Source organism: Actinoplanes siamensis, assembly GCF_016862395.1.
GTDB classification, from domain to species: Bacteria; Actinomycetota; Actinomycetes; order Mycobacteriales; family Micromonosporaceae; genus Actinoplanes; species Actinoplanes siamensis.
In genome coordinates, this window is sequence record NZ_BOMW01000015.1 from 1 (window position 1) to 18,730 (window position 18,730).

Consider the following 18,730-nt stretch of genomic DNA (forward strand, 5'->3'; position numbering starts at 1 on the left):
CGTTCCGGCCGGCCTCCGTGTGCCGCGTCGGCGTCGCGTCCGCCGTCCTCCCCCCGGCCATCGCCGGCTCCGCCTGGTTCTGCCCGGCGTTGTCGGCTTCCTGGGTCGTCCCGGCCGTGGCGTCGGCGAGTTCCGTGCGGTGGGCCGTCACCGCGGCCGCGCGCTCGCGCTCGAACGGGTCGCCGTACGCCCGGATCGCACGACGCGCGAACGCCTGCTGCTGGGTGGCCACCCGCTCCGCGCGCCCGCGCCCGATGAAGCTGACCGCCCAGTGCAGCACGGCGGTCACCCGGTTCTTGAAGCCGACCAGGTAGAACAGGTGCACCGCGACCCAGACCACCCAGGCCAGGAACCCGGACAGGTGCACCTTGCCGATGCTGGCCACCGCGGAGAACCGGGAGATCGTCGCCAGGCTGCCCTTGTCGAAGTACCTGAACGGCTGCCCGGTCTCCTTGCCGCCGAGCCGCCGCTTGATCTGGTCCGCGGCGTGCCGGCCACTCTGAATGGCGACCTGCGCCACCCCGGGCAGCGGCCTCCCGTCCTCGCCGGCCAGGTTCATCATGTCGCCGAGCACGAAGATCTCCGGGTGCCCGGGCACCGTGGTGTCCTTCTCCACGAAGATCCGCCCGGCCCGGTCCGTCTTCGCCCCGGTCGCCTCGGCCAGCTTGCGGGCCAGCGGAGGCGCCGCGACCCCGGCCGCCCACACCTTGGTGACCGACGGGATGCCGTGCCGCCCGTCCGCGTCCTCGACCTCGATGCTCGTCGAGTCCACACCGACCACCTTGGTGTTCAACTTGACCTCGACGCCGAGCTTCTCCAGCTGACGCTGAGCGCCGGCCGAGAGATGATCGCCGAACGTGTTGAGCACCGCGCCGATCGCGTCGACCAGGATGATCCGGGCCTTCCGCGGGTCGATGTGCTTGTACTGCCCGGGCAGCGTGCGGTGGGCCAGCTCGGCGATCTGCCCGGCCAGCTCGGTGCCGGTCGGGCCGGCGCCCACCACCACGAAGGTCAGCCAGCGCTGGATCGCCTCGGGGTCGGTCTGCAGGTCGGCGACCTCGAAGGCGCCGAAGATCCGGGCACGCAGCTCCAGCGCGTCGTCGATGCTCTTCATGCCGGGCGCGTGATCGGCGAACTGGTCATTGCCGAAGTACGACTGCGAGGCGCCGGCCGCGACGATCAGCGTGTCGTACTCGACGGTGTAGTCGATGCCCGGCCCGGCCACCGAGACGACCTTCTTCTCGACGTCGACGTCGGTCACCCAGCCCAGGCGGACATCCACGTTCTGCTGCCGTTTGAGCACCTCGCGGATCGGCGGGGCGATCTCGCCCTCGGACAGGATCCCGGTGGCCACCTGGTAGAGCAACGGCTGGAAGAGGTGGTACGCCGTACCGTTGATGAGGGTGATGTCCACCGGAGCCTTGCGCAGTGCCTTGATCGCGAATAGCCCACCGAAACCAGCTCCCACCACGACCACGCGATGGCGGCGGCTTGCTTGAGTCATTGCCTGCTCCCGTCCCAGTCTGTCCGCTTAGTACAGCGCTCCTCGCCATACCCGTATGCCGTGAAAATGACCACTCACGTGCGGATTCTCACCGGAGGCCCCGGACAACACCGTGCGCCTGTGGTGCTGAGGGCACGCTGAGTCGGTCGATATGTCGGTCTCCCGCTCGGAAGGTCGATCGCCCGCAAACCGCCTGATATCCACCCATCATCGCCTACGCACCCGTAACCGACCACATGCCGGTCGCCTACGCGTTGAATGCCCGGCACATCGCTCCCGGCACTCGCCGTCCGGGGCGCGGATCGCGCTGTGCCGCGTCACCCGGCGTCCGCGGCCTGCCGATCCCGCGTGGCGTGTCGGTACCCGGCCAGCGCGACCTGCCCGACGCCGGCGCCTGTGCCTCGGTCCGGTCGCTCACCTCCGAACGCCAACGGCCGCGAGCCGTCGAGGGTTACGGCACCCGGTCGAGCCTCCGGCAACCGCGGGAAGAGCGACCGGTTGGGCCGACCGGTCGTCCACAGGTCCGGTATCTGATCGAACCATGTACCAAGGGCGATGTAGGTTACCTTCGCCCGGTTCGATCGGAGGGGGAATCGTGACAACGTCCGTGGATCGGCCGCAGCCTGTCCCGGCAGCGGCCGCCGGCTTCACCGCGTTCACCGCGCGGGAGCGATGGGTGCTGCTGGTCGCGAGCGCCTGGCTGGTGATCGGCCTGCAGCTCGACGCGTACGCGCATGCCACCACGCCCGAGCTGGAGACCTTCTGGACCCCGTGGCACGGGGTGCTCTACTCGGGCATCGCGGCGTCCGGCTTCACGCTCCTCTGGATCATGAGGTCGAGGCTGCCGGCGATCCCGACGTACCAAAGCCTGGTCGCGCTGCCCAACGCCCTGCGCCTGCCGCTCGCCGGCATGGCGTCGCTGCTGGTCGGCGGCGGGATGGACACGCTCTGGCACAACATCTTCGGCATCGAGAAGAACCTCGAGATCTTCGTCAGCCCCAGCCACGAGCTGATCATCCTGGGCATGGTGCTGGTGGCGATGGGCCCGGCGCTGATGACGGCCACCGTCCCCGGCCGTCTGCTCGGTGCCGGCGGCGCCTGGCTGGTCGGCGTCTCCGCGCTTTTCGCGGTGCTCCCGCTGCACATCTACTCGCTGCACGCCAGCGCGCTCGGCTTCCGCCACCTGGGCAGCGGCGACGCCGTGCCGAACGTGTTCTCCACCGACGGCCAGCTGGTGCACGGATATCTCTTCAGCACCGTTCTGCTGCTGGTCCCGATCCTGATGATCGGCCGCCGCTGGCGTCTGCCGATCGGTCTGCCGACCGCGCTCGTCTCCGTCCCCGCGCTGCTCATGCACCTGATGTTCGACTCCGAGGCGCCCTGGTGGCCGCAGCTGACGGTGGCCGTCGCCGCGCCGGTCGCCGAGCTGGCGCTGCGTGTGGCGAATCGCCTCGTCGCGCTGCCGGTGACCGCCCGGTGGGCCCTGCTCGGGCTGATCGCGCCGCCGGTGGTGTGGGGCGCGGTGCTGCTGGTCGGGCAGCTCCGGACCGGCACCGTCGGGTGGAACATCCACATGGTCAGCGGCCTGCTCACCCTGACCGCGCTGACCGGCGCCGGCACGGTTCTGGTCACCCGCAGCATCCAGCACCTGCAGCCGGAGTGATGCCGATGCGCTGGCCGCGGCGTCTCGTGATGCTGTCGGCGGTCGTCGCGGCGACCGTGCTGACCGCCGCGGGACCCGCGTCCGCGCATGCCGGCGGGCTGGTGGCCACCGACGCGCGCAGCCGGGTGGTGACCGTCACACCGACGATTCCGGGCCTGACGGTCGTCGCGATCGAGGACGGCGCGAAGCTGCGGCTGACCAACGGCACCGGCGGACCGGTCTCGGTCGCCGGCCGGTCCCAGCCGGTCCCCTCCGGTGGCGAGCTGACCTGGGCAGACCCAGGAGCAACCCCGGAGAACAAAAAGATCGATTCCGGCCGTACGACGGATTGGACGGTCCTTCTCGACGCGAACGGCACCGCCGTGACGGTGGCCGGCGTGCTGGTCGGGGAACGACAGCCGAACCCGTTGCCCTGGTGGGCGCTGGCTATCGTGGCGGCCGTGGCCGTACCCGCGATCGCCCGCCGCCTGCACCGCGCCGACCTGCTGCTGTCCGCGGCCGGCGTGGTCGCGATGGCCGCGTCGATCGCGCACGTCACCGGTTCCACGCTCGCGGTCGAGTCGGCGCCGTTCGCCGGCACGTTCCTCAACGCCGCCGGCATCAACCTGCTGGCCTGGCCGTTGATCCTGGGCGGCGCCTGGACCGCGCTGCGTGGCCGCCCCGCCGGACTGCTCGCGGTGTGTGCCGGCGCGGCCCTGACCGCGGTGTTCGTCTTCCCGGACGTGACGTCGTTCCACCGCGCGGTGCTGCCCTTCGCGGGTCCCGCGGCGATGGAGCGGGTGCTGGTCGTGCTGGCGCTGGGTTTGGGCGCGGGTGCCGCGGTGGCCGGGGCGCCGGTGCTGCGCGCGCTCGCGCAGCGCGCGGCGGTCGCCGAGGAGGGGGTGTGACCGTGCTGGTCGCTCTGGTGTTGCTGGTGGCGGCGGCGTTCCTGCTGGTGCCGGCGATGGTCGGGGTGAAGTTCCTGATGGCCGCGACCAGCCTGCTCTCGTTCTCGTCGCTGTTCGCGTCGTTCATGCTCCTGGTGTCGTCGGCGTCGATCGCGACCTTCCTGCAGCTGGCTGTGCTGGCCCTGTCCCGGCGGCGTGCGCGCGCCGCGGTCCCGCCCGCCGACCTTCCTGCCCTGGCCGCGCCCGCCGGCGTCCACGCCGTGGCCCTGCCCGCCGATGCCCGCGCCGCGGACGCGCCCGCCGATGTCCGGGCCTTCGCCGCGCCCGCGGGCGTCCGTGGTTTCGCCCCGCCGGCCGGCGTCAGCGCCTTCGCTCCGCCCGCCGGCGGCCCGCAGCCGGCGCCGGCCGGTCTCGGCAAGCGGTCGCTGCGGCTGGTTCCGTTCCTGCTGGCGGCGCTCACCCTGCTGCCCGGCTGCACGCAGGCGCCCGCCGCGCAGGCCGCCGCGCCGGCCGCATGCGGCTCGGAGGCCCCCGGCCAGGTGGCGGCGAACGCGGAGCTGCGCGACGGCAAGGCGTCCCCGGCGCCGCACCGGGTCGCCGTGCCCCTCGGCAGCCAGGTCCGCCTCGGCATCTCTGTCGACTCCGCCGCGCAGATCCACGTCCACGGGTACGACCTGGAGTACCAGGTGCGGCCCGGCCAGCCGATGTGCATCGTGTTCGTGGCGTCCCGAGCCGGGCTCTTCGACGTGGAGGCACACCCGGACACGTTGCTGCTGCAGCTCGAAGTGAAGTGAGCCCGCTCGCTCACGGGGTCGGCAGCTCCTCGGACCTGCCGTTGCCGCTGGACCTGGTGCTGCAGGCCGGCGCCGCGACGGTGGTCCTGTCCTTTCTGATCGCCGCGCTGTGGTGGACCAGGCCGCGTCTGGCCGGCTTCGCCGAACGTCCCGTGCCGGCCGCGATCTGGTTGCCGGCGCTGCGCGTCGTCGTTCTCCTGCTGTCGCTGTACCTGGTCGGGAACGCGCTGTTCGGGCCGCGCGACTCGGCGAACCCGGTGGCCCACGCCCTGTTCGTGTGGCTGTGGGTCGGGGTGGTTCCGCTCAGCGCGCTCCTCGGGCCGGTGTGGCGCGCGGTCAATCCGTTGCGGACGCTCTTCCGGTTGTTGCGCCTCCCGCCCGCCGGCTTGCGTCCCGGGGCCGGGCTGGGCGTGTGGCCGGCGGTTCTGTGGTTGCTGGCGTTCGTCTGGTTCGAGCTGGTGGCGCCGGGCCGCACCGACCCCCTGGTGATCGGGTGCTGCCTGCTCGGCTACGGACTCGCGCAGCTCGGGATGGCGGTGCTGCGCGGCGAGCAGTGGTTCGCCCGGGGTGACTGCTTCGAGCTGTACTCCGAGCTGGCCGGCCGCCTCAGCCCACTCCGCTGGCAGGTCCCGCTCAGCGGTCTGGCCGCACGTCTGCCCGGGGCGGGCGCCGGGCTCGCGGCCTTCGTGGCGGTCTGGTGGGGCTCGACGGTCTTCGACAGCGCGTCCGGGTCGCCGGCCTGGGCCGGGTTCGTGCAGCGGGCCGGACACGCCGACCTCTACGCCACCGGGGCGCTGGTGCTGGTCTGCATCGTGGTGCTGGTCGCGGTGCGGAAGACCGCGGGCGGGTTGGACGTGACCGCTTCGCTGATCCCGATCGCGGTGGGGTACACGCTGGCGCACTACCTGTCGTTGCTGATCGTGGCGGCGCCGCGCGGATTCCTGCTGCTGACCCGGCAGTGGGGGCTGGCGTCCGATGTGGCCTGGAACGTCGTACCGATCCCGTCGGTGATCGCCGGTGCGCAGGTCGCGCTGATCCTTCTGGGACACGTGATCGGCGTGATCGTCGCCCACGACGCGGCGCTGGCATCGGCCGCCGTCGACGCTCCAGGTGTTTCCGGCGCGGTCCGCGTTGCCGCCGCCGGCCCGCGGCTCGCTCGTGGCGTGCCGGTGCTGGCGACGCTCGCTGACGAGCTTCCGCTGGTCCTGTTCATGATCGGGTGCACCTGGGCGGGGTTGTTCCTGCTCTTTGTCCGGTGAAGCGGCCTGGGAGACGAGAAGATGTTCGAGGCGGAACTGATCAGGTGGTCGGGTGAGGGCGGCTGGGTCTTCGCACCGATCCCGGACGAACACGCGCCCGATTCGGCCGGGCCGTTCGGGCGGGTGCCGGTGATCGCGACCGTCGACGGGAAGACGTGGGCGACCAGTGTCTGGCGGGACTCCCGGGAAGGCTGGCTGCTCGCGGTGCCGCAGCGGATCCGGGCCGCGAAGGATCACGGGGATGTGGTGCGGGTCGAGATCGAGGTGGACCCGTCCCGCCTGGGTGATTGATCGTCCCGGCGGAGCGGGTCCGGACGGGACGACGTCCCCCGAACGTGCGGTTCCGGTCACGATTCGTACATCTGATCTAATCATGGGGTAAGGTGCGGACATGAGCGTCGATGTCGGTGACGGCGAGCCGCAGCCGCGGATAACGGCGAAGCAGGAGCGCATCCTCGCGGTCATCCGCGACTCGGTGCGGGAGCGGGGCTTCCCGCCGACGGTGCGGGAGATCGGCGCCGCGGTCGGGCTGGTCTCGCCGTCGTCGGTGGCCCACCACCTCAAAGTTCTGGAGCGGCACGGCCTGCTGCGGCGCCAGCCGCACGGCTCGCGCGCCGTCGACGTCCGTGACCCGGCCGCGACCGACCAGGCCACCGCCGACCCGGCCGTCACGATCCCGCTCCTCGGCCAGATCGCCGCCGGCGCCCCGATCCTCGCCGATGAGCACGTTCTCGACCAGCTCACCGTCTCCACCGGAATGGTCGGCCACGGCACTCTGTTCGCCCTCACGGTCAAGGGCGACTCGATGATCGAAGCCGCCATCTGCGACGGCGACGTCGTCGTGGTCCGCCAGCAGCCGGTAGCCGAGAACGGCGAGATCGTGGCCGCCATGATCGACGGCGAGGCCACCGTGAAGACCTTCCGCCGCCGCGACGACCACATCGAACTGGTCCCACAGAACCCGAGCTACGCGGTCATCCCCGGCGCCAACGCGGTCATCCTGGGCAAGGTCGTCTCAGTCATCCGCCGGCTCTGACCGCGGTCGGGCGCCAACGCGCTCATCCTGGGCGAGGTCGTCTCAGTCATCCGGGGCCTTCGACCGCGGCCGGGCGCCAGGCGACCAGGTCGCGGCTGTCGTGAGCGTCGGGCCGTGACCGCCGGACTTCACCGACAGGCCTGCGTCGGGGCGCGCTTCGTCAGTTGCCCGCGTGGGGGCGCACTTCGTCAGTCGTCTGCGTCGGGGCGCGCATCGTCAGTCGCCTGCGCCGGGCTGGTTTCTCCAACGGCCTCCGCAGGCCTGTTTCGCCGAGGGCGGCTTCGCGGTCGGTTCGCCGCTGTCTCGGCCTGCTCCACCATCTCCCGGTCCTGGTGAGGGACGGGACCGGCTTGGACGGCGCGGCCGGCTGCCGGGTGGGCGGCGAGGTCATCAGCTGGTTGGCGGGCCCACCTCGGCGATGGCTATGCGCTCCAGCTCGGCGACCGGGAGCCGGCGGGAACGCGGAGCCAGGCAATGCGACTCGAACTCGGCCCGGCCCAGATCGGCGGTCAAGGTGAGGCCGTGGGCGGTGAGCAGATCCGGCAGGCGGGCCGGGTCGAAGCCCGTCTGCCAGTGGAAATGACGAACCCGGCGAGCGTGACGTGGCGCGCGGAGCACCTCCTCGGGCAAGTAGGTGAAGATGAGGCGGCTTCCGGCCGGAAGCCCACCGGCGAACGCGAAAAGAGAGTCGGCCGCCTGCGCGGGCAGGTATTGCAGGACGGCCTCGCAGATGAGCAGCGCGGCCGTCGACGCGTCGAAGCCGGCGTCCGGAAGCAGTTCGCTGAGGCTGCTCTCCGCCAGATCCGCCGGTACGTACCGAACATTCGCCGGCAGGGTGCCCAGCGTTCGGTGCACGGCGGACATCTTCGCGGTCTGGACCGCCGGGAGGTCGATCTCCCAGACCGGCGTGGGCGCGGACATGGCGCGCAGACGATACGGCCGGGTGTCCATGCCCGCCCCGACGATGACGACCTGCGGAAAGCGGGTGCAGGCGTCGTCGATCAGGTGGGTGCGGCACACCACACTGCCGTAGATTCCGGGCGCCGCCGCCTCCACCAGGCGGCGGAACACCCGGCGCAGCGAGCCGTGCCGCACGAGCGATGCCGTCACCCCGGTAAGGAAGCCCTCGGCGACCTGATCGTCGAACAGGCGCTGTTCCGGTGGCTCGTGACTCTCCATCGCCCGGATCGTGCCGACTCCCAGAGCGGTGTTCTCAACCCGTTTGCTCGCCATGGTCCCCTCCCGGCCGGTACCGACGTTATCGGCCCGGCCGGGCGGAAACCACCGGCCGAAAGAACCGGTCCTCGGCCGAAAGAACCGGGCCGAAAGGACCCCTACCAAAGACGGGTGTTCGCGGCGGCCGGCGCGAGCCAGAGTGATGGCCGACGCCATCGTCAGCGTCGGCGGGAGTCAGCGCAGGCGGTCAGCACAGGCGATGGGGTGGGGTGTGGGCGGGTGGGGCTCCGCTAGGCTGGCGGCGTGACCCGACTTCTTGCCGCCGCGGCTGCGTTTGCGGCTTGGGTTACGCCCGAGCTTCCGCTGTACGGGCTGGATCACGAGCGGGCCGACTTCGCTCCCTGATCGCTTGACCGGGGCCGGTTTCCGCCGCTCGACTTCATGCTGCCTTCCGCGATGGGCACGGACCGACCGTGTCGTGGAGGCGATCGCGCGTGCCCCGAACCGGCCATTCAGGTGACCTGTCCCGTCCCCGGAAACGGAAGAGCTCATGTCCGCGATCACGAAACTGCTGCGTACGCCGCCCGTCGCAAGACTCCTCGCCGCCAGCCAGACCGGACGCCTGCCGATGGCCTCGGCGCCGCTGGCTCTCCTCCTCTTCGCGCGTGAGACGCGCAGCCTGGCCTTCGCCGGGCTGGTCGTCGCGGGCTACACCGCCGGCATGGCGGTCAGCGCGCCGTTCCTCGCCCGTATCGTCGACCGCTGGCGGCAGCCGCCGGTGCTCTGGGGGTCCGCGGCGCTCTCCGGCGCCGGCTTCCTGCTGGTCGCGCTGAGCGGCCACACCGTCGCTCCGATGATTGCCGGCGCGGTGCTGGGTGGGCTCGGCACCCCGCCGCTGGAAGCCTGCCTGCGCGCGCTCTGGCCGGATCTGGTCGCGCCGGAGGCGGTGGCCGCGGCGTATTCGCTGGACCTTGCCGTGCAGGAGGTCATCTATGTGACAGGCCCGCTGGTCACCCTGCTCGCGGTGGCGGTCGCCGGTCCGCCGGCCGGTCTCGTCGCCGCCGCGTTGTTGCAGCTCGCCGGGGTGGCGGTGTTCGCGTCGACGCCGGTGGTCCGGGTCTGGCGCGGTGTCCCCGGGGCTCGGCACTGGGCCGGCCCGCTGCGGGTGCCGCGCTTCGTCGTGATCCTTCTCGGGGTGGTCTGCGCGGGCGCGGCGATCGGCAGCCTGCCGGTCGTGGTGACCGGTTATGCCGAGGCGGCCGGGAACCGGTCCCTGAGTGGCTGGCTGCTCGCCGCGCAGGCAGCCGGGGCACTGGCCGGCGGCCTGGCGTACATGCGCGCCCGCCCCGGCGGCGCGTCCCGGCTGCCGCTGGTCACGGCGGGGCTGGCGGTGGGTTTCGTACCGCTGCTCGCGGTTCCCGGGCCGGGCCTGATGGGGCTTCTGCTGGCGGTCGCCGGTGTGTTCCTGCCGCCGGTGCTGACCGCGGTGTTCCTGACCGCGGACCGGTTGACGCCGCCGGGGACCGCGGTGGAGGCGTTCGCCTGGATCATCACGGCGTTCACGGTGGGCAGCGCGGCCGGTGCGGCGGTCACCGGGCCGCTGGTGGCCGATTCGATCCGGTACGGGTTTTTGTTCGCCCCGCTGGCGGGCCTGCTCGCGGTGGCGGCGATGTCCGTCGCGTCCTTCGGGCGGCGTCCGGTGTCCGTCTGACACGGTCGCGCAGGTGACCGGCTGATATCGGGCACGGCGGGAGGGGAGCGGGGAGGCTCGAACCCGCCGGGCGACGAGCCGGGCGACGAGCCGGACGGTAGGCGGACCGGGGGCCGCGGAGGAGACGCCGGGAACGCTGTGGTGAGTGGACAGATGCGGTACGTGAGAAGCGCACCCGATTTGTGGTGATGTGACGCGGCTGGACGGGAAAGGGCACCCCCACCCATGTGCCTGCCGCGACTGGTGCGGCTAACGTTCCGGTGTGGCTAAGGGATCTCTGGCGGTGCTGGTCGGCATTCTCGTGCTCGCGTTGCACGTCGGTCTCGGCCTGTTCTCGGCGAACTGGTTGTGGAGCGACACCGACGATCCGCACCAGTGGATGTACTTCTACGGCACCGGCGGCTGCTGCATCGCTCCGGTCACCGGGGCGCTCGGAGCGTTCCTGGTGAACACCCCGCGTTTCAAGGCGATCGGCGTCGGCGCCCTGCTCGGGCTCGGCCTGGCGCTGATCGGCGCCGCCGTGGCGTGGGGGATCGACTTCACGCCGTCTTGGGTGACAAGCGGCTGACGGCGCCCGTCCCGGACTAGCATGGCTGGCGAGGACGCCAGCCGCACGTGATCCCCCCGCGCCGGCCAACAGGTGGTGGGGGATGCTTGCCGAAGATCGAACCGTGCTGCTGTCCGGCCCCGACATCGGGCCCCTGGAGCAGGAGTTTGTGCTGGCGGCCCTCCGCTCCGGGTGGGTCGCCCCGGCCGGGCCGGATCTCGACCTGTTCGAGCGGGAGATCGCCGCCCGGGTGGGCGTCCCGCACGCGGTCGCCCTGAGCTCGGGCACCGCCGCGCTGCATCTGGCGTTGCTGGGTATCGGCGCCGGCCCCGGCGACGTCGTCGTGGTGCCCACCCTCACGTTCGTGGCCACCGCGAACGCCGTGGTCTACACCGGCGCGACGCCTGTCTTCGCCGACTGCGACCCGGCCACCGGCAACCTCGACCCGGACCTGCTCGCCGGCCTGCTCGCCGAGCTGAGCGCCGAGGGCGCGCGGGTGCGCGCGGTGCTGACCGCCGACCTGTACGGGTCGTGCGCCGACTACGGGCGGATCCTGCCGGTGTGCGACAGGCACGGCGTCCCGCTGATCGAGGACGCCGCCGAGGCGCTGGGCGCCACGCACCGGGGCCGGGCGGCCGGCTCGTTCGGCCGGGCGGCGGCGCTGTCGTTCAACGGCAACAAGATCATGACGACGTCGGGCGGCGGCATGCTGCTCACCGGCGACGCGGAGCTGGCCGGCCGGGCGCGACACCTGGCGGGCCAGGCGCGGCTGCCGGCCGAGCACTACGAGCACGCCGAGATCGGCTACAACTACCGGCTGAGCAATCTGCTGGCCGCGCTGGGCCGGGCCCAGCTGCGCCGCCTGGACGAGATGATCGAGCGCCGCCGGGCCGTGCGTGACGGGTACGCCAAGGTCTTCGCCGACGTCGAAGGCGTGCGGCTGCCGGGCGGCGACGACCTGGCGGCCAACTGCTGGCTCACCTGCATCGCCGTCGACCCGGAGCGGGCCGGCTGGCAGGCCCGGGAACTGGCCGCGCATCTGGCGGCGCGGAACGTGGAGACCCGCCCGGTGTTCAAGCCCATGCATCTGCAGCCGGTCTTCGCCGGCGCCCGGACCGCCCTGAGCGGCGCCGCGGAGCGCCTGTTCCGGGAGGGCCTGGCCCTGCCCAGCGGCTCCGCGCTCGGCGATGACCAGGTGCGCCGGGTCCTCGATGGGATCACCGAGTTCCTGGACGGCCGCCGGTGAGCCTCTCGCCCCGCGTCACCGACGCGGTGCAGCGGGCGATCGACGTGGTCGCCGCCGCCACCGGCCTGGTCGCGTTGTCGCCGGTGCTGCTGGTGACCGCCGGCGTGGTCGCGGCCGGACTGGGCCGGCCGGTGCTGTTCCGCCAGCCGCGGCCGGGCCTGCACGGTCGGCCGTTCACCCTGGTCAAGTTCCGCACGATGCGGGACGTGGACGAGCGGCGCGGCCTGGTCACCGACGCCGACCGGCTGACCCGGCTGGGCCGGGCGCTGCGCGCCACCAGCCTGGACGAGCTGCCGACGCTGTGGAACGTCCTGCGCGGGGACATGAGCCTGGTGGGGCCGCGGCCGCTGCTGATGCACTATCTCGACCTGTACACGCCGGAGCAGGCGCGCCGGCACGAGGTGCGGCCCGGCGTCACCGGGCTCGCGCAGGTCAGCGGCCGCAACACGGTGGACTGGGAGCAACGGCTGGCGATCGACGTCTGGTACGTCGACCACCGGTCGCTGGCGCTGAACGCGTGGATCGGCGCGCAGACCGTCCTGATCCTGCTGCGCCGGACCGGCATCACCGCCCCGGGTGAGTCGACGATGCCCCAGTTCACCGGTTCGCCGCGGACGGACGGGGAGGAGCCGGGCCGGTGAGGATCACCTACATCCATCAGTACTTCAAGACCCCGGCGATGGCCGGCGGGACACGCTCGTACGAGCTGGCCAGACGCTTGGTGGAGAGCGGCCACGAGGTGCACGTGATCACCGGTGACCCGGCCGGCGGGCCGGCCCGGACCAGTACCGAGGCCGGCATCGTGGTGCACTGGCTGCCGGTGCCGTACCACAACACGATGTCCTATCGTCGCCGGATCTGGGCCTTTCTGAGCTTCGTCGGCCGCGCGGCGGTGGTGGCCGGGCGCCGCCGTCACGACCTCGTCCTGGCCACCAGCACGCCGCTGACGGTGGCGATCCCGGGCGCGTACGCGGCGCTGCGCCGGCGGGTCCCGATGGTGTTCGAGGTCCGGGATCTGTGGCCGGAGGTGCCGATCGCGATGGGTGCGCTCCGCTCGCCGGCCAGCCGGTGGGCCGCCCGCCGGCTGGAGGCCTGGGCCTACCACCGGTCCGCGCAGGTGATCGCGCTGTCCGAGGGGATGGCCGCCAGCATCCGGCGGCGGTTCCCGCAGGTGCCGGTCACCGTGGTGCCGAACGGCTGCGACCGGGCGTTGTTCGCCGGCCCGGACGCGGAACGGGCCGGTACGGCGCTGCGGGCGGCTCTGCCGTGGCTCGAGGACCGGCCGCTGGTCCTGTACGCCGGGGCGATCGGCGTGGTCAACGGGGTGGACTACCTGGTGCGGATGGCCGCCCGGCTGGCCGTCACCGACCCCGAGGTCCGGATCGCGATCGTCGGTGACGGCCGGATGCGTGAACCGGTCCGGCGCCTGGCCGCCGAGCTGGGTGTGCTGGACCGGAACCTGTTCCTGCTCGGGCCGGTCGCCAAGAGCGAGGTGGTGGCCTTCTTCGCGGCCTGCGACCTGGCCACCGGCCTGACCGTCAACCGGCCTGAGCTGGGCAGCGACTCGTCCAACAAGGTTCTCGACGCGCTCGCCGCGGGGCGGCCGGTCGCGGTGAACCACGGCGGATGGATCGCCGGCCTGCTCGCCGGCAGCGGGGCCGGGCTGGTCCTGCCGGCGGACGATCCCGGGGGCGCGGCCGACGCGGTGTCCGCGTTCCTGAAGGATCCGGCGGCGTGCGCGGCGGCGCGGACCGCGGCCGACGCGCTGGCCCGGGAGCGTTTCGACCGCGATCTGCTGTTCCGGGACTTCGAGCGCGTGCTGATCCGGGCCGCCGCGGCCGGCGACCCGGGGCGGAGCCGGGGAACGGCCGCCGGGCGTCCGCGGCCGGCGCGCTAACCACCCGGTCCGCGAGACGAGCCCTGACGTGCGGCCGCCGGTACCCGGTCGGGGGCCGGGTGCACCGCGGCCAGCAGCAGCATGACCCACATCATCCGGGCGTCGTAGTAGTCACCGGAGAACAGGTTGGTGGCGGCGATGAAGATCCCGCAGTAGGCAGCCGTACGCGCTTCCAGGCTGCGCTCGGCCCGCGGCACCGCGGCGTATCCGTGCCACAGCCCCAGGAACGCCACCAGGAGCAGGGCCAGGCCGATGAACCCGCCCTCGGCGGCGATCGACAGTGGCAGGTTGTGCACGTACAGGTCGGGGTTGAGGCCGCTGACCGAGGGGAAGCCGTTCAGGCCGGTGCCCAGCAGCGGGCGCTGCCAGAAGATCTGCAACGCCATCTGGAACAGCACGTCGCGCTCCGACGCGTACCCCTCCCCGAGGGTCGCCTCGACGAACCGCTGCTGCACGAACCCGGCGATCAACGGCCCGGCGGTGATCACCAGGACCGCGCCGGTCACGGCGACCAGGGTCAGCGGCTTGACGATCCGGCCGAAGTCGATCCGCGGCCGGATGGCGAGCAAAGCGATCCCGATCGTGATGCCGAGCGAGACCAGGCCGCCCCGGGAGCCGGACGCGACCGCGCCGAACAGGAACACCGGGATCGGGACCAGCCAGATCAGCCGCTCGCCGTGGCGCAGGTAGAGGTACAGCGAGGTGATCATGCCGAGGACCATCAGCCGGACGAAGACGTTGGGGCCGCCGCCGAGCGCCGCCCACCGGCCGTTCGCCTCATGGCCCCGGCCGGACGCGGCGGCCAGGAAGTAGACCCAGGCCGCGGCGTGGAACAGGGTGAGTGTCGTGGCGGTCACCCGGTCGCGGTCCCAGGCGGCCAGTCTGAAGTAGACGACCAGCAGCACGGCGAGCGCGCACAGGTCGCCGAGCACCGGGCCGGTGACCGTGCCGGGCGGCGCCCAGAGCACCGAGAGCCCCTGGTAGCCGATCAGCGCCAGCAGGCCGTACAGAGCCTCGCTGCCCTTGGCCGGATGATGGCCGACGTGGTGCGATTCCAGGGCGAGGCTGAGGAGCAGGACCAGGAACAGGGGCACGCGTACGTCGTTGAGCACCGGGATGTCCAGACCGGCGCGGGTCAGCGTGAACCTGCCGGCCAGCATCACCACGAACGCGATCACGACGACCAGTCCGGGCCGGGCGGTCTGCGGGGTGGTCATGGCCGCGGCTGGCGTACGGCGCGCGCCGCCAGTCCCACCGCGTCGATGCCCAGCGCCGTCGCCGACGCCGCGAGTCCCAGGACCGCCGCGCGCGGCGGCGCCAGGAACACCGTCCCGATGGCGGTCACCACCATCTCCAAGGCGAGGCAGGCGAGCAGCAGCCGGCTCACGAGCTTCGGTTCGAGCAGGGTGTCCATGGTCGGGCGGGCCGCGTAGAACATGGCGAGCGGGATGGCGGCCAGCACGCCCAGCCGCAGCAGCGGCACCGCCGCCGCGAACTCCGCGCCGAGGAACCAGCGCACCAGCGCCGGCGCGCCCACCATGATGACCGCGGTCGGCGCCACGGCCAGCGCGCCGGCCAGCACCGGCAGCGCGGTGAGCAGTTGCCGCACCCCCGGGCTCTCGCCGGTCCGGTGGAACAAGCGGCTGAGCCGGGGCATCAGCACCGGGGTGAGCAGGGCGAAGAACGAGCAGATCAGGGTGACCGCCGAGGTGGTGAACCCGACGTAGCCGGCTTCCGGCCGGCCCGGCATGGTCACCGCCACGGCGAAGGTGGGGAACGTGTAGAGCGTGGGCAGCGCCACGTCGCCGGGCATGCGGCGTACGCCGTACGCCATCAGGGTCCTCAGGTTCGGCTCGTGATCGGGGGCCGGCGTGGTCGGCCGGCGACGGACGACCAGGGCGCCCCAGATTCCTACCGCTGCCGCGCCGGCGCCCTGGATGATCAGGAAGTCCTCGATGGCGTCCGCGGAGACGAACGCGATCAGCGGGATCAGGCCGAGCGCGATCCCGGAGACCAGGTTCGAGTCGAGGACCTGGTGGTTGCCGCGCAGCGCGGTGAGCCCGACCGCGCACAGGCAGTTGCCGCCCAGCATGACCGCGACGGCCGCCACGGCGCCCCGGCCGCCGGGCAGGCCGAGCAGCCCGGCCATCCAGGTCCCGGCGCCGACGCCGATCAGGCCGACGGCGGTGACCACGGCGGCCTCGACACAGAGCACCTGCCGGGCGAGTCGCCGGGTGGTGTGCTCGGTGCGCGGGAGGTACCGCTGCAGGGCCAGCCCGAGGCCGAGCAGCAGGGCCGGCTGGAACGTGCTCACCGCGCCCCGGGCGATCTGGTAGTAGGCGAACCCGTCGACGCTGCCCCACTGCGCGACCAGGTGGAACAGCAGCAGCCCGGTGCCCAGCACGAACCACTGGACGAGCAGGGTGGCGGCGTAGTCGCGCCGCACGGCGGCGGGCACGTGCCGCAGCAGTGACCGGAGCCCGAGGCGCTCACCGGCGGACATGCGGCCGCCAGTCAGACATCGCTCATCCGCGCCGGGCCGCCGGATCGAGGAGACCCCAGACCGAGCCGATCCCGTAGAGGACGTGCGTGGTCGCGAACACCACCGGGAGCGTGGCCAGCAGCGCCGGGTCGCGATGTCGCCGGGCGAGGCGGCCGGCCGAGGCGAGGGCGGCGGCGCCGTAGAGTCCGGCGATCCCGACGGTGGCCCGTTTCGCTACCGACGAGCGGGACGACGCCGCGGCGCCCACCGCCATCGCCAGGACGAAGCCGACAGGCACCACGTTGCGCAGCGATCCGATCCAGCGGCCCACCGAGCGCGACGCGCGGAACGGCCAGTAGCCCGCCTCGAACGTCCACGCGCAGAACTCGCGGAAGTCGCTGCGCGCGTAGTACGTGCTGGAGATGTCCGGCAGCAGCAGCACCTTGCCGCCGGCCGCCCGCAGCCGCTGGTTGAACTCCCGGTCCTGGGCCCGGGCCAGATGCTCGTCGAAGAGCCCGACCCGGTCGAAGATCGCGCGCCGGTAGCAGCCGCCGAACACCGTGTCCACCCACTGCGGCCCGCCCGCGCCGGTCCGGTACCGGGCGCCGCCCGCGCCGAACATGTCGGTGGCGGCGACCGCGATCGCCCGGCCCAGCGCGGTGTCGTCGCGCGGCAGCGGGCGCCGGATCCCGCCGACGTTGTCCGCCTCCGGGTTCCGCAGCAGCCCCTCCACGCATTTCACCAGGTACTCCGGTTCGTACTCGGCGTGCACGTCGAGCCGGACGACGACGTCGCCACGAGCCTCGGCGATGCCCCGGTTCAGCGCGGCCGGTTTGCTGTGCCCGGGGTTGTCCAGCAGCCGCAGGTTCGGCTCGCGCAGCGCGTGGTCGCGGACGATCGCCCGGGTGCCGTCGTCGCTCATCCCGTCGACCAGCAGGATCTCCATCCGGTCGGCCGGATAGGTCTGGGCCTTCACCGAGTTCAGGAAGGCGTCGACGAACCGGGCCTCGTTCCAGCACGGAATGACGACCGTGAGGTAGGGCAGTTCCATCACCGTGCTCCGATCCGTCATCAGGCCGCCGCCTGCATTTTCCAGCCGCCCCAGGAGCGCTGCTGCGGCTTGTGTCCCGACAGGTAGGTGTCATAACCGGGCACCGCGTCCGGGCCCTTGCGGGGGACCATGTTCAGCACACAGCCGAGCAGGTTGGCGTTGACCGCGCGCAGTGCCCGGACCGCCTGGGTGACCTGCGCGGACGTGGTCCGGTGGGCCCGCACCACGAGCAGGGTCGCGTCGGCGCGGGCGGCCACCACCGCCGCGTCGGTCACCGGCAGCAGCGGCGGGCAGTCGAAGATCACCACATCGAACCTCTTGCGTACCTCGTCGACCAGCTCGGTCATCCGCGGCGAGCTGAGCAGCTCGCTGGGATTGGGCGGAACCCGCCCGCTGGCCAGCAGCCACAGCCCGGCCCCCCAGGGCTGCAGCACCTGGTCCAGCGTCGCGGTGCCGGTCAGGACCGTGCTGAGCCCGGCCGAGTCCTCCCGGCCCAGGAAGGCGGCCAGCCGCGGGTGGCGCAGCTCCGCGTCGACGAGCAGGACCCGCTGCCCGGCCTCGGCGAACAGCAGGGCCAGCCCGCACGCGGTGGAGGAGCGGCCCTCGCCGGGGACCGCGCTGGTCACCGCCAGCGTCTTGACCGACTCGGTGGCGGCCGCGCACTGCACGTGGGTACGGACCTCGCGCAGCGCCTCGGCCCGCGCCGAGTTGCTCGGCGAGACGAACGGGCTGCCGGGGTCGGCCGGCACCTGGCCGACCACCGGCGCCGACGCGAGCGTCTGGAGCGCGTCCGCGGTGCGCACGCTGTGGTCGGCCACCTCCCGGCCGACCGAGCCGATCGCGCCGATCACCAGGCCGGCGACCGTGGCCAGGGCGAGGTTGTTCCGCGTGTTCGGGGCCACCGGGTTCTCGTCCAGGGCCGGCCCGGACACCACCGACACCTTGACCGTCGACGGCTGGGTCGGCGCCGGCCGCTCCAGGTCGGTGACGGCGTCCACGAACCGGCGGGTGAGCCGGGTCAGCAGCAGCAACGCCCGGTTGGGGTCCCGGTCCTCCACGGTCACCTCCATCATCACCGTGTTGGCGACGGTCTCCGAGGAGATCGCGCCGCGCACTTGCTGGGGGGTCAGGTCGACACCGGGCGTGCCGGCCAGCGGGGTGGCGACCTTGTCACTGGTCAGCAACTTGGCGTAGGTGGCCAGGCGGCTGGTGTTGAACATGCTCGCGGGGTACAGGTCCGAGGCCCCGGCGATCGGCGTGGAGAAGAAGAACGTGGCCCGCGCCGCGTACACCGGTGTGGTGTTCAGGTTCACGATCAGGGCCACGCCGAGGGCGAGGACCACCGAGGCCATCAGCAACCACCAGTGCCTTCTGGCGACACGAAGGTAATCGCGCGGACCCACGCGGCAACGATAGAGGGATGCCGGGGACAGATCCCTGGTATTGAAATAGTCCGCTTAATCCGTTTTTGCCCTGC

General features: G+C 72.5%; 17 protein-coding genes. 11 read left to right on the forward strand and 6 right to left on the reverse strand.

Going from position 1 to position 18,730, the window contains the following annotated elements; all coding sequences use genetic code 11:
• On the reverse strand, positions 1-1,504 hold a 1,504-nt coding region (locus Asi03nite_RS07420), incomplete at its 3' end, for an NAD(P)/FAD-dependent oxidoreductase (protein ID WP_239102513.1).
• Positions 1,505-2,099: 595 nt separating this feature from the next.
• Between Asi03nite_RS07420 and Asi03nite_RS07425 the strand changes: the two genes are divergently transcribed.
• From Asi03nite_RS07425 to lexA, 6 genes are all read left to right on the forward strand, one after another.
• Entirely contained in the window at positions 2,100-3,167 is a 1,068-nt protein-coding gene (locus Asi03nite_RS07425) for a hypothetical protein (RefSeq protein WP_203677680.1), read from the forward strand.
• 5 nt (positions 3,168-3,172) lie between these two features.
• The gene (locus tag Asi03nite_RS07430) at positions 3,173-4,054 is read left to right on the forward strand and encodes a hypothetical protein (protein WP_203677681.1); all 882 of its coding nucleotides are present in this window, start codon (positions 3,173-3,175) and stop codon (positions 4,052-4,054) included.
• The gene (locus tag Asi03nite_RS07435; protein ID WP_203677682.1) at positions 4,051-4,848 is read left to right on the forward strand and encodes a hypothetical protein; all 798 of its coding nucleotides are present in this window, start codon (positions 4,051-4,053) and stop codon (positions 4,846-4,848) included. The genes Asi03nite_RS07430 and Asi03nite_RS07435 overlap by 4 nt, the downstream gene beginning before the upstream one ends.
• Positions 4,845-6,107 (forward strand): hypothetical protein, encoded by a 1,263-nt coding sequence (locus tag Asi03nite_RS07440; RefSeq protein WP_203677683.1) that lies wholly within the window; start codon positions 4,845-4,847, stop codon positions 6,105-6,107. The genes Asi03nite_RS07435 and Asi03nite_RS07440 overlap by 4 nt, the downstream gene beginning before the upstream one ends.
• 21 nt (positions 6,108-6,128) lie before the next feature.
• Positions 6,129-6,398 (forward strand): DUF1905 domain-containing protein, encoded by a 270-nt coding sequence (locus Asi03nite_RS07445; RefSeq protein ID WP_203677684.1) that lies wholly within the window; start codon positions 6,129-6,131, stop codon positions 6,396-6,398.
• Between the two features lie 100 nt (positions 6,399-6,498).
• The gene (lexA, locus tag Asi03nite_RS07450; protein WP_203677685.1) at positions 6,499-7,143 is read left to right on the forward strand and encodes a transcriptional repressor LexA; all 645 of its coding nucleotides are present in this window, start codon (positions 6,499-6,501) and stop codon (positions 7,141-7,143) included.
• Between the two features lie 390 nt (positions 7,144-7,533).
• Here the strand turns inward: lexA and Asi03nite_RS07455 are convergent, their stop codons facing one another.
• Positions 7,534-8,535: a class I SAM-dependent methyltransferase gene (locus Asi03nite_RS07455; protein ID WP_203677686.1), complete on the reverse strand. Its 1,002-nt coding sequence runs from the start codon at positions 8,533-8,535 to the stop codon at positions 7,534-7,536.
• A 334-nt stretch (positions 8,536-8,869) separates the two neighbouring features.
• On the opposite strand from Asi03nite_RS07455, the gene Asi03nite_RS07460 reads away from it, so the two are divergent.
• The 5 genes from Asi03nite_RS07460 to Asi03nite_RS07480 all read left to right on the forward strand — a co-directional run bounded on the left by Asi03nite_RS07460 (position 8,870) and on the right by Asi03nite_RS07480 (position 13,720).
• Positions 8,870-10,030 carry an MFS transporter gene (locus Asi03nite_RS07460; protein WP_203677687.1) on the forward strand — a complete coding sequence of 387 codons (1,161 nt, stop codon included), beginning with the start codon at positions 8,870-8,872 and terminating at the stop codon, positions 10,028-10,030.
• A gap of 262 nt (positions 10,031-10,292) precedes the next feature.
• Positions 10,293-10,598: a hypothetical protein gene (locus Asi03nite_RS07465; RefSeq protein WP_203677688.1), complete on the forward strand. Its 306-nt coding sequence runs from the start codon at positions 10,293-10,295 to the stop codon at positions 10,596-10,598.
• Between the two features lie 82 nt (positions 10,599-10,680).
• Positions 10,681-11,823: a DegT/DnrJ/EryC1/StrS family aminotransferase gene (locus tag Asi03nite_RS07470; protein ID WP_203677689.1), complete on the forward strand. Its 1,143-nt coding sequence runs from the start codon at positions 10,681-10,683 to the stop codon at positions 11,821-11,823.
• Complete coding sequence (locus Asi03nite_RS07475) at positions 11,820-12,464, forward strand: sugar transferase (protein ID WP_275409339.1); 645 nt, start codon at positions 11,820-11,822, stop codon at positions 12,462-12,464. Before Asi03nite_RS07470 ends, Asi03nite_RS07475 begins: the two co-directional genes overlap by 4 nt.
• A complete protein-coding gene (locus Asi03nite_RS07480; protein ID WP_239102514.1) occupies positions 12,461-13,720 on the forward strand; it encodes a glycosyltransferase family 4 protein in 1,260 nt (419 codons plus the stop codon). Before Asi03nite_RS07475 ends, Asi03nite_RS07480 begins: the two co-directional genes overlap by 4 nt.
• Here the strand turns inward: Asi03nite_RS07480 and Asi03nite_RS07485 are convergent.
• From Asi03nite_RS07485 to Asi03nite_RS07500, 4 genes are read right to left on the reverse strand one after another with little or no spacing between them, the layout of a single operon-like run.
• Positions 13,717-14,937, reverse strand: a complete 1,221-nt coding sequence (locus Asi03nite_RS07485; RefSeq protein WP_203677690.1) for an O-antigen ligase family protein — start codon at positions 14,935-14,937, stop codon at positions 13,717-13,719. The two genes, Asi03nite_RS07480 and Asi03nite_RS07485, sit on opposite strands and share 4 nt — an antisense overlap.
• The gene (locus Asi03nite_RS07490; RefSeq protein WP_203677691.1) at positions 14,934-16,223 is read right to left on the reverse strand and encodes a lipopolysaccharide biosynthesis protein; all 1,290 of its coding nucleotides are present in this window, start codon (positions 16,221-16,223) and stop codon (positions 14,934-14,936) included. The genes Asi03nite_RS07485 and Asi03nite_RS07490 overlap by 4 nt, the downstream gene beginning before the upstream one ends.
• A 22-nt stretch (positions 16,224-16,245) precedes the next feature.
• On the reverse strand, positions 16,246-17,274 hold the full coding sequence (locus Asi03nite_RS07495; RefSeq protein WP_239102515.1) for a glycosyltransferase family 2 protein: 1,029 nt from the start codon (positions 17,272-17,274) through the stop codon (positions 16,246-16,248).
• A complete protein-coding gene (locus tag Asi03nite_RS07500) occupies positions 17,274-18,656 on the reverse strand; it encodes a tyrosine-protein kinase domain-containing protein (protein WP_203677692.1) in 1,383 nt (460 codons plus the stop codon). Before Asi03nite_RS07500 ends, Asi03nite_RS07495 begins: the two co-directional genes overlap by 1 nt.
• Positions 18,657-18,730 lie beyond the last annotated feature (74 nt).

What these genes read in the sequence shown, in the direction of transcription:
- Asi03nite_RS07490 (WP_203677691.1), bottom strand. Translation starts at nt 16,223, where the DNA reads ATGTCCGCCGGTGAGCGCCTCGGGCTCCGGTCACTGCTGCGGCACGTG.
- Asi03nite_RS07460 (WP_203677687.1), top strand. Translation starts at nt 8,870, where the DNA reads ATGTCCGCGATCACGAAACTGCTGCGTACGCCGCCCGTCGCAAGACTC.
- lexA (WP_203677685.1), top strand. Translation starts at nt 6,499, where the DNA reads ATGAGCGTCGATGTCGGTGACGGCGAGCCGCAGCCGCGGATAACGGCG.
- Asi03nite_RS07455 (WP_203677686.1), bottom strand. Translation starts at nt 8,535, where the DNA reads ATGGCGTCGGCCATCACTCTGGCTCGCGCCGGCCGCCGCGAACACCCG.
- Asi03nite_RS07445 (WP_203677684.1), top strand. Translation starts at nt 6,129, where the DNA reads ATGTTCGAGGCGGAACTGATCAGGTGGTCGGGTGAGGGCGGCTGGGTC.
- Asi03nite_RS07485 (WP_203677690.1), bottom strand. Translation starts at nt 14,937, where the DNA reads ATGACCACCCCGCAGACCGCCCGGCCCGGACTGGTCGTCGTGATCGCG.
- Asi03nite_RS07470 (WP_203677689.1), top strand. Translation starts at nt 10,681, where the DNA reads ATGCTTGCCGAAGATCGAACCGTGCTGCTGTCCGGCCCCGACATCGGG.
- Asi03nite_RS07495 (WP_239102515.1), bottom strand. Translation starts at nt 17,274, where the DNA reads ATGACGGATCGGAGCACGGTGATGGAACTGCCCTACCTCACGGTCGTC.
- Asi03nite_RS07430 (WP_203677681.1), top strand. Translation starts at nt 3,173, where the DNA reads ATGCGCTGGCCGCGGCGTCTCGTGATGCTGTCGGCGGTCGTCGCGGCG.